Origin of the sequence: Streptomyces sp. SD31, from assembly GCF_052068475.1 — a bacterium.
In the GTDB taxonomy this organism is placed as follows: domain Bacteria; phylum Actinomycetota; class Actinomycetes; order Streptomycetales; family Streptomycetaceae; genus Streptomyces.
Window position 1 is genome coordinate 191,959 of sequence record NZ_JBQHCX010000019.1, and the last position, 12,046, is coordinate 204,004.

The 12,046-nt window shown below is 71.1% G+C and carries 9 protein-coding genes; 2 read left to right on the forward strand and 7 right to left on the reverse strand.

Annotation, left to right across the window (positions count from 1 at the left end; translation table 11 throughout):
- Positions 1 to 156 precede the first annotated feature (156 nt).
- Complete coding sequence (locus ACTMVF_RS34630) at positions 157 to 1,800, forward strand: sigma-70 family RNA polymerase sigma factor (RefSeq protein ID WP_441275001.1); 1,644 nt, start codon at positions 157 to 159, stop codon at positions 1,798 to 1,800.
- A gap of 168 nt (positions 1,801 to 1,968) precedes the next feature.
- On the opposite strand, the gene meaB is transcribed toward ACTMVF_RS34630, so the two are convergent.
- From meaB to ACTMVF_RS34655, 5 genes are all read right to left on the reverse strand, one after another.
- Complete coding sequence (gene meaB, locus ACTMVF_RS34635) at positions 1,969 to 2,964, reverse strand: methylmalonyl Co-A mutase-associated GTPase MeaB (protein ID WP_441275002.1); 996 nt, start codon at positions 2,962 to 2,964, stop codon at positions 1,969 to 1,971.
- The gene (scpA, locus tag ACTMVF_RS34640; RefSeq protein WP_441275003.1) at positions 2,961 to 5,135 is read right to left on the reverse strand and encodes a methylmalonyl-CoA mutase; all 2,175 of its coding nucleotides are present in this window, start codon (positions 5,133 to 5,135) and stop codon (positions 2,961 to 2,963) included. Before scpA ends, meaB begins: the two co-directional genes overlap by 4 nt.
- A complete protein-coding gene (locus tag ACTMVF_RS34645) occupies positions 5,135 to 6,937 on the reverse strand; it encodes a methylmalonyl-CoA mutase family protein (protein WP_441275004.1) in 1,803 nt (600 codons plus the stop codon). The genes scpA and ACTMVF_RS34645 overlap by 1 nt, the downstream gene beginning before the upstream one ends.
- A gap of 207 nt (positions 6,938 to 7,144) precedes the next feature.
- Positions 7,145 to 7,399 (reverse strand): EF-hand domain-containing protein, encoded by a 255-nt coding sequence (locus tag ACTMVF_RS34650; RefSeq protein ID WP_441275005.1) that lies wholly within the window; start codon positions 7,397 to 7,399, stop codon positions 7,145 to 7,147.
- Between the two features lie 157 nt (positions 7,400 to 7,556).
- Complete coding sequence (locus ACTMVF_RS34655; RefSeq protein WP_441275006.1) at positions 7,557 to 8,309, reverse strand: TetR/AcrR family transcriptional regulator; 753 nt, start codon at positions 8,307 to 8,309, stop codon at positions 7,557 to 7,559.
- A 146-nt stretch (positions 8,310 to 8,455) separates the two neighbouring features.
- On the opposite strand from ACTMVF_RS34655, the gene ACTMVF_RS34660 reads away from it, so the two are divergent.
- Positions 8,456 to 9,199, forward strand: a complete 744-nt coding sequence (locus ACTMVF_RS34660; RefSeq protein WP_441275007.1) for an SDR family oxidoreductase — start codon at positions 8,456 to 8,458, stop codon at positions 9,197 to 9,199.
- A 64-nt stretch (positions 9,200 to 9,263) separates the two neighbouring features.
- Here ACTMVF_RS34660 and ACTMVF_RS34665 read toward each other — a convergent pair whose 3' ends face one another.
- Together ACTMVF_RS34665 and ACTMVF_RS34670 are read right to left on the reverse strand one after the other, a co-directional pair.
- On the reverse strand, positions 9,264 to 10,892 hold the full coding sequence (locus ACTMVF_RS34665) for a cellulase family glycosylhydrolase (protein WP_441275008.1): 1,629 nt from the start codon (positions 10,890 to 10,892) through the stop codon (positions 9,264 to 9,266).
- A 35-nt stretch (positions 10,893 to 10,927) separates the two neighbouring features.
- Positions 10,928 to 12,034, reverse strand: coding sequence for a GDSL-type esterase/lipase family protein (locus tag ACTMVF_RS34670; RefSeq protein WP_441275009.1), 1,107 nt, complete (start codon positions 12,032 to 12,034; stop codon positions 10,928 to 10,930).
- Positions 12,035 to 12,046 lie beyond the last annotated feature (12 nt).

Below are 12,046 nucleotides of genomic sequence, written 5' to 3' on the forward strand. Positions count from 1 at the left end.
CGTGCCCCTCGATGTGACTTTCCCCATTGCGCCGCCCGACCGGCCCCGTGAGTCTCTCTTGGAACATGCGTCCGAAGAACCGTTATCCCGGGCCCGTCGATCGATCTCCCAAGTATCGGACAGCATCGTCCGGCGTCGAGGACAGGGAAGTTTTTGATGAGTACAGAGCGCACGAGGGAATCGGCGGCGCTGGTGGCCGCTGCCCGAAACGGCGATTCGGAGGCTCAGGACGCCCTCGTCAGCGCGTATCTCCCGCTGGTCTACAACGTCGTGGGCCGGGCCCTGAACGGCTCGGTCGACGTCGACGACGTGGTGCAGGAGACCATGCTCCGGGCCCTCGACGCGCTGGGCGGTCTGCGTGACCCCGAGAGCTTCCGCTCCTGGCTCGTGGCCATCGCCATGAACCAGGTACGGGCCCACTGGCACGAACGGCAGTCGGCCCCGGGCGCAGTCGAGGAGGCCCAGGATCTCGCGGATCCGGGCGCCGACTTCGTGGACCTGACGATGCTCCAGCTCCAGCTGTCCGGGCAACGCCAAGAGACCGCACGCGCGACACGCTGGCTGGAGCCCGACGACCGAGGCCTGTTGTCGCTCTGGTGGCTGGAGTGCGCCGGCCAGCTGACCCGGTCCGAGGTCGCCGCGGCCCTGGAGCTGTCGCCGCAGCACACCGCTGTCCGGGTGCAACGGATGAAGGCGCAGCTGGAGGCGGCCCGCGTGGTGGTGCGGGCGCTCGACGCCCGGCCGCGCTGCGAGGAACTGCGGGGTGTGGTGGCGTCCTGGGACGGCCGGCCCTCGGCGCTGTGGCGTAAGCGAATAGCCCGGCATGCCCGTGATTGCGTCCATTGCTCCGGATTGTGGAGCGGGTTGTTGCCCGCGGAAGGGCTGCTGGCCGGTCTGGCGCTGGTCGCCGCGGCACCCGCCCTGGTGGAGAGCGTGCTCTCGGCCTCCGGCGGGATGGCTCTGGCCGGCTCGGCATCCCGCCTGTCCGCGTCCGCGGGCCGTGGCAGATCGGGCCCGGAGTCCGGACACCGCGGCGGGCACGGCCGGGCCGCCTCCCGTACTGAGGCACGTCGACGCCGCCGCAACCGCCGCCGGGCCGTCGGAGGTGCCGTCGTGGCGGCCTGCGTGGCGGGTGGCGGACTGTGGTACTTCGACACGGATCCCGGCACCGGGAGGGGGAACGAGGAGGCGACCGCCGCGCGGACCGCCGGCGCTCCCGCCGTGGACCTCGAGGAACTCATCCCCGTCGAGACCTCCCCGTCCGCCTCGAAGTCCCCCTCACCGTCCGCGTCGCCGTCGAAGAAGGCGAGCCCTTCCAAGACCCCACGCCCGACGAAGAAGAGCGTGCCGACTCCCCGGCCGTCCACTCGGCCGACTCGGAGCGCGTCCAGCACCCCGCAGACACAGGCCGCCCCGACGGGCGCCGTCGCGCAGGTGGTCGCCCTGGTGAACAAGGAGCGGTCGGCCGCCGGCTGCGGCCCCGTCACGGAGGACCGGCAGCTGAACCAGGCCGCACTGGGTCACTCCGAGGACATGGACGCCCGCGACTTCTTCGACCACACCAACCCGGACGGCGCCGACCCCGGGCAGCGCATCACCGCCGCGGGCTACACCTGGTCCACGTACGGGGAGAACATCGCGCAGGGCCAGCAGACCCCGGAGGCGGTGATGGACTCCTGGATGAACAGCCCCGGCCACCGCGCCAACATCCTCAACTGCTCGTTCAAGGACATCGGCGTGGGCATCCACGAAGGTGCGGGCGGCCCGTGGTGGACCCAGAACTTCGGCGCCAAGCAATGAGGCCGGGTGCCGTGGGCGGGGCACCGGACGGCACCGCATGGCGTGCTTGACCGTCGTGGCGTGGGTGTCGATCCGGTCGCCGACGCCTTCGGCGGCGCCGAGGCCGTGGGCGGTCGCGTCGGGGGCAGTGCGTAACCCGGTAGGCCTCCGCCGACAGGGGCCCGGCCGTCAGGACGGGCCCGCGGTGTTCTCCGCGGTGAATGCCCCCAGGATCCGTTCCGCCGCCAGCGTCGCCGTCAACTCGCCCTCCCTGACCCGCCGTTCCAGCTCGGGGGCCAGCGTCCGTACCGCGGGGTCGGCGTGCAGTCGGCCCAGCAGTTCGTCGCGGACCATGGTCCAGGTCCAGTCGACCTGCTGGTCCCGGCGCCGGGCGGCGAGCCGTCCGGTGGAGTCCAGCAGGGTGCGGTGCTGCTCCAGCCGCTCCCACAGCACGTCGAGCCCGGCCGACTCCCGCGCGCTGCAACTGAGCACGGGTGGCGTCCAGAACGCGTCCTTGCCGTGCATCAGCCGTAGCGCGCCCGCCAGTTCGCGCGCGGCGGCGCGGGCGTCGCGCTCGTGCGGGCCGTCCGCCTTGTTCACGGCGATCACGTCGGCCAGCTCCAGGACCCCCTTCTTGATGCCCTGCAGCTGGTCGCCGGTGCGGGCCAGCGTGAGCAGCAGAAACGTGTCGACCATGTTCGCCACGGCCGTCTCCGACTGTCCCACGCCGACCGTCTCGACCAGCACCACGTCGTAACCGGCGGCCTCCATCACGACGATCGACTCACGCGTGGCCTTGGCGACCCCGCCGAGCGTCCCGGCGGTGGGGGAGGGCCGTACGAAGGCCGCCGGGTCGACGGCCAGCCGTTCCATCCGCGTCTTGTCGCCGAGGATCGAACCGCCCGTACGGGTCGACGACGGATCGACGGCCAGCACGGCCACCCGATGCCCGAGCCCGGTCAGCATCGTGCCGAACGCGTCGATGAACGTCGACTTGCCCACCCCCGGCACACCACTGACGCCGATCCGCCGCGCCCTGCCGCTGTGCGGCAGCAGCTCGGTCAGCAACTCCTGCGCCAGGGCGCGGTGTTGCGGACGCGTCGACTCCACGAGGGTGATCGCGCGGGCCACGATCGCGCGCTTGCCGTCGAGCACGCCCTTCACATAGGTGTCAAGATCGATCACAGCTCGTGCCCGAGGTCGGCCGACAGCCGCTTGACCAGGTCGTACGCCGCATCCGGGATCACCGTCCCCGGCGGGAACACGGCCGCGGCGCCCATCTGAAGGAGCGTGGGCACGTCCTGGGGCGGGATCACGCCGCCGACCACGATCATGATGTCCTCGCGGCCCTCCGCCGCGAGTTCCTCCCGCAGCGCCGGCACCAGCGTGAGGTGACCGGCGGCCAGCGAGGACACGCCCACGATGTGCACGTCCGCCTCGACCGCCTGGCGGGCCACCTCCGCGGGCGTCTGGAACAGCGGGCCGACGTCCACGTCGAAGCCGAGGTCGGCGAAGGCGGTGGCGATCACCTTCTGGCCGCGGTCGTGGCCGTCCTGGCCCATCTTGGCGACCAGGATGCGCGGGCGCCGGCCCTCCGCGTCCGCGAAGGCGTCCACCAGGGTGCGGGTGCGGTCCACGTTCGGGGACTCTCCTGCTTCGTTGCGGTACACGCCGGAGATCGTACGGATCTGGCTCGCGTGCCGGCCGTACACCTTCTCCAGGGCGTCGGAGATCTCCCCGACCGTCGCCTTCGCGCGGGCCGCGTTCACCGCCAGCTCCAGCAGGTTGCCCTCGCCGCCGGCGGCCCGGGTCAGCGCGTCCAGCGAGTCCTGGCAGGCCTGTTCGTCCCGTTCCGCGCGCAGTCGGCGCAGCTTCTCGATCTGCTGGGCGCGCACGGAGGAGTTGTCGACCTTGAGGACGTCGATCGCCTCGTCGTTGTCCACCCGGTACTTGTTCACGCCGATCACCGGCTGCCGCCCGGAGTCGATGCGGGCCTGGGTGCGGGCCGCGGCCTCCTCGATGCGCAGCTTGGGGATGCCGGCGTCGATCGCCTTGGCCATGCCGCCCGCCGCCTCGACCTCCTGGATGTGCTGCCAGGCGCGGCGCGCGAGGTCGTAGGTCAGCTTCTCCACGTACGCGCTGCCGCCCCACGGGTCGATCACCCGGTTCGTGCCGGACTCCTGCTGGATCAGCAGCTGCGTGTTGCGGGCGATCCGCGCGGAGAAGTCGGTGGGGAGCGCGAGTGCCTCGTCGAGGGCGTTGGTGTGCAGCGACTGGGTGTGGCCCTGGGTCGCCGCCATCGCCTCGACGCACGTACGCGTCACGTTGTTGAACACGTCCTGCGCGGTCAGCGACCAGCCGGAGGTCTGCGAATGCGTGCGCAAAGACAGGGACTTGGAGTTCTTCGGGTCGAACTGCTTGACCAGCTTGGCCCACAGCAGGCGCGCCGCGCGCAGCTTGGCGATCTCCATGAAGAAGTTCATGCCGATCGCCCAGAAGAAGGACAGCCGGGGCGCGAACGCGTCTACGTCCAGGCCCGCTTCCCGCCCGGCCCGGATGTACTCCACGCCGTCGGCGAGGGTGTACGCCAGCTCCAGGTCGGCCGTCGCGCCCGCCTCCTGGATGTGGTAGCCGGAGATGGAGATGGAGTTGTAGCGGGGCATCCGCTGCGAGGTGAAGGCGAAGATGTCGGAGATGATCCGCATCGACGGCTTCGGCGGATAGATGTAGGTGTTGCGGACCATGAACTCCTTGAGGATGTCGTTCTGGATGGTCCCGGCCAACTTCTCGGGCGGTACGCCCTGTTCCTCGGCGGCGACGATGTACAGCGCCAGCACCGGCAGCACGGCGCCGTTCATCGTCATCGACACGGTCATCTTGTCCAGCGGGATGCCGTCGAAGAGCTGTCGCATGTCGTAGATCGAGTCGATCGCCACGCCCGCCATGCCGACGTCACCGGTCACGCGCGGGTGGTCGCTGTCGTAGCCGCGGTGCGTGGGCAGGTCGAAGGCGACCGACAGGCCCTTCTGACCGGCCGCCAGGTTGCGCCGGTAGAAGGCGTTGGACTCCTCGGCGGTGGAGAAGCCCGCGTACTGGCGGATCGTCCAGGGCTGGTTGACGTACATCGTCGGGTACGGGCCGCGCAGATACGGGGCCACGCCCGGGTAGGTGCCCAGGAAGTCCAGGCCCTCCAGGTCCTGGCCGGTGTAGAGCGGCTTGACCGTGATGCCCTCCGGGGTCTCCCAGAGCAGGTCGTCGCCGTCGGCGGCCTTCTTCAGGGCAGTACGCCACTCGTCGGGGCCGCCGTCGGCGGTCGGCACCCCGAGTTCGATTCCGGAGAAGTCGGGGACGGTCATCACGACACTCCCATGCGGTCGAGGGTGGCGGTGAGGACGGTAATGGCGTCGCAGCCGGCGAAGACGTAGGCGTCGACACCGGAGTACTGCCCGGGGCGGCCGGCGAGGAACACGTGCTCGGCGCCCGCCGCCCGCAGTTCGGCGGCGACCGAGTCCGCCTGCTCCTCGTACAGCGCGTCGCTGGAGCACAGACAGACCTCGCGCGCCCCGCTGTCCGCGAAGGAGCCCTCGGTCACGGGCTCGATGCCGCCCGCCTGGAAGAGGTTGGCGGCGAAGGTGAGCCGGGCGGTGTGCGCGGCGGCCGGGCCCAGCGCGGCCAGATACACCCGGGGCCGGGAGCCGGTCGCCGCGAGGTGGGCGTCGGAGCGGGCGCGCAGCGCCTCGAACGCCTCGTCGCGCCGCACCCGCGGCAGCCCGCCGGACGGCGGCTCGGGCGCGGGCTCGCGCACCACCGGCTTCTCGGCCAGATGCGGGAACTCGCTGACCCCGGTGACGGGTTCGCGGCGCTTGGCGAGCTTCGCGCTGCGCACTGCCCAGGTCTCGGCCAGCCGCTCGCCGACCATGCCCGAACGCAGCGCCGCGGCGTGACCGCCGGACTTCTCGATGCTCTGGAAGAACTCCCAGCCCGCGTGGGCGAGTTCGTCGGTCAGCCGCTCCACGTACCAGGAGCCACCGGCCGGGTCGATCACCCGGGACAGGTGCGACTCCTCGATGAGGATCGTGGAGGTGTTGCGGGCGATCCGGCGCGCGAACGCGTCCGGCAGGCCCAGCGCGTGATCGAACGGCAGCACGGTCACCGCGTCGGCGCCGCCCACCCCGGCGGCCAGCGTGGCCACCGTCGCGCGCAGCATGTTCACCCACGGGTCGCGCGGCGTCATCATCACCGTGGAGGTGACGGCGTGCTGCACCTGCTGCCCCGGCGCCCCGCACACCTCGGCGACCCGCGCCCACAGCCGGCGGGCCGCGCGCAGCTTGGCCACGGTCAGGAACTGGTCGGCGGTCGCCGCGTACCGGAACTCCAGCTGGGCGCAGGCCTGGGCGACGCTCAGCCCGGCCCCGGTCAGCTCCCGCAGATACGCCACGCCGGTCGCCAGCGAGCAGCCCAGCTCCTGCGCGGCCGAACCGCCCGCCTCGTGGTACGGCAACGCGTCCACGGTCATCGCGCGCAGGCCCGGGTACGCGTCCGCGCACCGCCGGGCGAGCCCGGTCACTTGCGCCAGGTCGTACGACTGCCCGGTGCGGGCCTCGTGGCCCAGCGGATCGGCGCCCAGGTTGCCGCGCACCGCCTCCGGTGCCACGCCCCGCTCCTCGACGACGCGCAGCAACTCCCGCGCGGCAGGCTCCACTTCGGCGCCCGCTTCGAGGACCACCGGCGCCAGGTCGAGGTACACGCCGTCGAGCACCGTGGCGAGCGAGGAGACCGGGATGCCGAAGTCGCCGACGGCCAGCCACAGCGAGGTGACGCCGTTCTCCAGGTCGGTCAGGACGGCGCTGCCGTCGGCCGCCGCGTGTCGCTGGCGTACGTCCCAGCCGCCCGTGGTGTTGCCCTCGGGCCGGCCACCGCGTACGAACGGGGCGAAGCCGGGCAGGCCGGGGTCGGGCGCGGCGTCGCGCGCGGTGTACAGAGGGCGGGTGGTGAGCCCGTCCTCCAGCAGCGTGGACAGAGCGTCCTCCGCGGCGTCACCCGAGACTTCCTTGCCCGACTTGCGCAGGACGCCCTCGACGAGGCGCTGCCACTGCTCATGTGTCGCTTCCGGGAACTCGGCGGCCAGGGAGAGCCCGTCGTCAGGCAGGACCGTCATGCTCGGATGCTAGGTCAGATCGACAAAGGAGCAGCAGGGGGAGCGGCTGTGACCTTGCCCTCGCCGTCTCTGTGACCTCGGCCTCGCCAGGGCGTTCTTGAAGCCATGCAGGCCACCTGCTAGGGCGGTGCGCGCGCCGGTGAGGACCGACGTCAGGGGCTCGAACTTGCGTGCCATTGCGGGACGTTGGCTCCGGCGCGGGAAGCCTCAGACCCAGCCGAAACGGCGGTCCACCACTGCCGCGAACTCCTCCAGGGTGAGTACCTCGTCCCCGTTCTGGTCGGCGGCGTCGAACAGGGCGGAGGAGGCGTTCTCGTCCCCCACGGCCCAGACGGGCAGATCTCCCGAGGCGGCCAGAGACGGGCCCTTCGTCCGCAGGGCGATGATCACCTCTTCGCGGGTCAGGGTTCCGTTCGCGTCGAGGTCGAGCGCCTCGAACAGCTTGCGGGCCTTGTCGCTCATCGCGTCACCCTCGTTCCTGTCGTCGGCACGCGGGCCGGCCCTTCGATTTCCCACACGAAAGACGCTTCCGCTCCTGTCCAGGTTGCCTCGCCCGGGGAACTCACGGCCAGCCGCTTTTCGGTAGGTTTCCGGCCCTCGGCGCGCGCGTCGCCGCCGCTCAGCTCTCGGCCGGATCACGGCCCGCACGGTCGAGCAGTTCCTCCAGGAGCATGCGCTCGCCGGGGGTGTACGTGGCCGGCATGTCGTCGAGAATCGATCGGAGCGCCAGCACCCGCCGGCGCGCCTCACGCGCGCTGTCCGGAGCGCGGGGGACGTCGTCGTCCGTGTCCGCCGGCGTCGTGATGGCCGCGATGACGGCCTCGCGTGTCTGGGTCGACACACCCAGGTCTCGCTCCTCGGGCTCGAGTGCCAGAAGGGCGAAGGTGACACCCATGCCGGCCCCGTGGACCATCTGGGCCGCCCGCTCGACGGGGACCGTCAGGCGTCCCGCCCTGGCGACGCGCTCCAGGATCTCGCGCAGCAGGCGATGTGCTTCCTTGGCGGCGTCGGACTCACCGCCCGGCTGCGGTTGCCCGTACATGAGCAGGTAGTGCGCCGGGTTGCCGAGGCCGAAATCGAGGTGCATGTCCCAGCCCGCGCGCAGGTCGTCGACGGGGTCCGCGGATGGTGCCCGGGAACTCTTCTGCGCCAGGTACCGGGCGAAGCCGTCGGCGGCCGTTGCCGCCAGCAGGCCGTTCATGTCGCCGAAGAGACGGTAGATGGTCGGCGGCTGGACGCCCGCCGCGGTGCTGACCGCGCGCGTGGTCACGGCGTCCCTGCCTTCCGCGACCAACAGGTCCGCGGCGGCCGCGACGAGTCTCTTCTTGAGGTCCGCTCGGGACTCTGCTCGGTCTGCCACTCGATCTGCCACGAATCGATGGTAACGAATTTTCGATATCGATGGTTGCGTATCATTGGAATCGGTGTATCGTTATCGATGGAAACAATGAGGGAAGCAGTGATGGGCAGTGAGGGCGGCAGTCGAGTCATGAGGCCGCGGACATGAGGGAGCACACCATGAACACCACACCGGAGCAGCGCGTCGCGATCGTCACCGGCGGCTCGCGCGGGATCGGCCGTGCCGTCGCCGAGCGGCTGGCGGCGGACGGTCAGACCGTGGCGGTCGTCTACGCGGGCAACAAGACGGAGGCCGACAACACGGTCGCCGCCATCCGCGAGTCCGGTGGCCGTGCCGTGGCCCATCAGGCCGACGTCGCCGACGAACAGGCGGTGGCCGCGGTGTTCGACGCCGTGATCGCCGAGTTCGGCGGAGTGGACGTCGTCGTCAACTCCGCGGGCATGATGGCGCTGGCTCCGCTGGCCTCCTTCGACCTCGACGTCCTGGACCGCATGCACCGCACCAACATCCGCGGCACCTTCGTCGTCAACCAGCAGGCAGCCCGCCATGTCCGCCCCGGCGGCGCCATCGTCAACCTGTCCACGTCCGTCACCAAGCTCGCACTGCCGACCTACGCCGCCTACGCGGCCAGCAAGGGCGCTGTCGACGCCGTCAGCCTCATCCTGGCGAAGGAACTGCGCGGGCGGGACGTCACCGTCAACGCGGTGGCCCCCGGCCCTACCGCCACGGCACTGTTCCTCGACGGCAAGGACGAGGAGACCATCGACACCTTGGCCGGGATGAACCCCCTTGAGCGGCTCGGCACCCCCGAGGACATAGCCGAGGTCATCTCCCTCATCGCCGGCCGCGGCCGGTGGATCAACGGCCAGACGGTCTACGTCAACGGCGGCATGGTCGCCTGATCGGCCGACCGCCTTGGCGCCCTGCGCCGACACAGGACGCCAAGGAGGTTCAGCGCTGGGCCGGTCAGCCGAGCGAACAGGCGGAGCTGTTGAGCGTGTAGGCCGTCGGGTTGGGGTTCGTGCTTCCCTTGGCGGCCGTGAAGCCAAGGGTGACCGAGCCCGCCGGGGCGATCGTCGCCGTGTACGACGCGGAGGCGACGCTCACCTCGGCGCCGCTCTGCGTGGCGGTGCCGCCCCACAGGTTGCTGATGCGCTGGCTGCCGGGGAAGGTCCAGCGCAGGGTCCAGCCGTTGATCGCCGAGCTGCCGGTGTTGCGGATGACGACCTCGCCCTGGAAGCCGCCGGGCCACTCGTTCGTCACCCGGTAGGCGACACCGCATGTCGCCGGCGAGCCGCCGGAGGACGTGGTGACCGTCACCGTGCCGGAGCGCGGAGAACGGTTGCCGGCCGCGTCTCGCGCGTAGACGGCGAAGGTGTAGGCGGTCGCCGGGGCGAGGCCGGTGACGGTGGCGGAGGTGCCGGCCGTGGTGGTGGCCGTGGCCTCGGTCGTGCCGTTGACGCGGACCACGTCGTAGCCCGTGACACCGTTCGCGTCGGTGGCGGCGGTCCAGTTCAAGGCCACGGACGAGGACGTCACGGCGGAGGCGGTGGGCGTCCCCGGGGTGGTCGGGGGAGTGGTGTCACCGCCGCCGGAGTAGATCGCGGCCTCCTCGGAGGTGGCGGCGATGCCGTTCGCGCCGTTGAAGATGCGCTGGCCCCAGGAGCTGAGCCGCGTGGGGTCGAAGTCGATCGCCAGGTCGAGGATCGGGTCGGTGTTGCCACTCCAGGACCAGGCCAGGTAACCGAGCCGGAGCTGCTGGGCGACGGCCATCATGGTGTCCTCGTCCGGGTCGCCGTACTGGTCGGGCGGGCCTCCGAACTCGCCGATGAGAAGGGGAAGTTTGGCGTTGACGAAGGCGTTCAGATAGTCCGTGATCTCCTGCGCGGTGTCGTAGACGCTGTACATGTGGATCGAGAAGATCAGGTTGCCGGTGGGGTCGGCGTCGTAGACGGACTGGGCATTGGCGCGCATGACGCCTTGCCAGTCCTGGCCCCAGTTGGGCGCGTCCACCATGATCGTGTGGGCGAAGCCGGCGTCGCGCAGCTTCTTGACGGCCGCGATCGTGGGATCGGTCCAGCCGGCGGGATTGGTGTTGCCCCAGGGCTCGTTGCCGATGTTGAGGATGACGTAGTTCTCTTCGCCGGTGAGCACGCCCTTCAGGCCGATCCAGTAGTCGGCCGCGTGGTCGAGGGTCCCGGCCGCGGCCTCCTCGCCGTAGCCGGTGGTGTCGTGCACCTCCAGCACACAGATGAGCCGGTTGGCCTTGCACTGGGCGATGACGCTCGCCACGTCCTCGGCGCTGTTCTTGGTCCAGCGGTGACCGTCGGAGAGCACGACGCGGACGGAGTTGGCACCCAGCGCCTTGACGTCGGCCAGCGACTGCGTCTCGCCCGGGTACCAGGTGTGGGCGTGGTTGACGCCACGCATCACGAAGTCGTTGCCGGACGCCTCCAGCAGCCGGCCGTTCTGGATGTGGAGGCCGGTGGCCGCCGCCTGGGCAGGCGGGGCGAAGGAGAGCAGGGGGGCGAGCAGGCCCAGGAGGGCGGCCAGGACGGCGGCCACTCGTGGGGTGATGCTGGTGCGGGGTCTCATGGCGGCTCCGAAGGGTGAGATGGAGTGACGGTGCGTCAGGATGACGCGGTGCGCGCCGTGCACGTGACAGTCGCCGACGGAGTGCCGACCGTTGCCGGGGCACTGGCGATGAAGCCGAAGCTCGCGCTCGCGCCGGGCGCCAACGTGCCGTTCCACGAGGCGTTGGTGACGGTCGCGGTGCCGTCGGCGGCCGTGCCGAGGGTGCCGTGCCAGACCTGGGTGAGGCGGGCGCCGGCCGCCGGTACGACCGTCGCGGTCCAGGCCGTGAGGGCCGAGGCGGACGCGTTGGTCACCGTCACCTCGCCCTGGTAGCCGCCCTGCCAGGAGGAGACGGCGCGGAAGGCCCCGGTGCAGGCGGGCGGGTCGCCGGGATCGCCAGGGTCACCGGGGTCTCCTGGATCGTCGGCGCCCGCGTCGAGGAGCGCCGCCAGGGCTGGATACCAGCGGGCGGCGATCTTCTCGTCGCCGGTGGCGCTGGGGTGCACGCCGTCATAGGTGTCGGTGGCCGTGTCGAACCCCGTCCACTGGTCGACCACTGAGACGGGGGAGCGGCTGGTGGTCGTCGTCCGGGCCCACTCGGGGATCCGCGCGTTGAAGTCGACGACGCGTTGCGCGCAGCCCGTGCAACTGCTCGGGTTCATCGGAATGATCTGCGCGACCAGGATCCTCATGTCCGGGTTGGAGGCCCGCATCTGCGCCACCAGCCTGGTGTAGGCGGCGAGGATGCGGTCGGGGGCGATGGCGCTCCACACGTCGTTCGTGCCGAAGTGCATGACAACGATGTCCGGCAGGGTGGCAGCCAGCCGGCCCGGCAGCAGGTTCTGGTCGGCCACGTTGGTGACCAACTCGCCGCCGTGGCCCTCGTTGTCGCCGTCGTGCGGCTGTCCGCAGCCCTGCGGGCCGAGGGTGCCGACGAAGTCGATGTCCGTGTATCCGGCGCTCTGCAACTGGTTCCACAACCGCGCCCGCCAGCAGCCGGGCGAGCCGGTGATGGAGTCGCCCAGCGGCATGATGCGCACGGGCTCCGCCGCCCGGGCGGCCGCGGCCGGGGGTGCGAGGGTCACGCCGAGGGGCAGGAGCAGGGCGGCCAACAGGCCGAAGAGCGGCAGGAGTTGTAAGCGTGATCGGCGGGTGTCGCGCATGCTGTTCCCTTC

What these genes read in the sequence shown, in the direction of transcription:
- ACTMVF_RS34630 (WP_441275001.1), top strand. Translation starts at nt 157, where the DNA reads ATGAGTACAGAGCGCACGAGGGAATCGGCGGCGCTGGTGGCCGCTGCC.
- scpA (WP_441275003.1), bottom strand. Translation starts at nt 5,135, where the DNA reads ATGACCGTCCCCGACTTCTCCGGAATCGAACTCGGGGTGCCGACCGCC.
- ACTMVF_RS34645 (WP_441275004.1), bottom strand. Translation starts at nt 6,937, where the DNA reads ATGACGGTCCTGCCTGACGACGGGCTCTCCCTGGCCGCCGAGTTCCCG.
- ACTMVF_RS34650 (WP_441275005.1), bottom strand. Translation starts at nt 7,399, where the DNA reads ATGAGCGACAAGGCCCGCAAGCTGTTCGAGGCGCTCGACCTCGACGCG.
- ACTMVF_RS34660 (WP_441275007.1), top strand. Translation starts at nt 8,456, where the DNA reads ATGAACACCACACCGGAGCAGCGCGTCGCGATCGTCACCGGCGGCTCG.
- ACTMVF_RS34665 (WP_441275008.1), bottom strand. Translation starts at nt 10,892, where the DNA reads ATGAGACCCCGCACCAGCATCACCCCACGAGTGGCCGCCGTCCTGGCC.
- ACTMVF_RS34670 (WP_441275009.1), bottom strand. Translation starts at nt 12,034, where the DNA reads ATGCGCGACACCCGCCGATCACGCTTACAACTCCTGCCGCTCTTCGGC.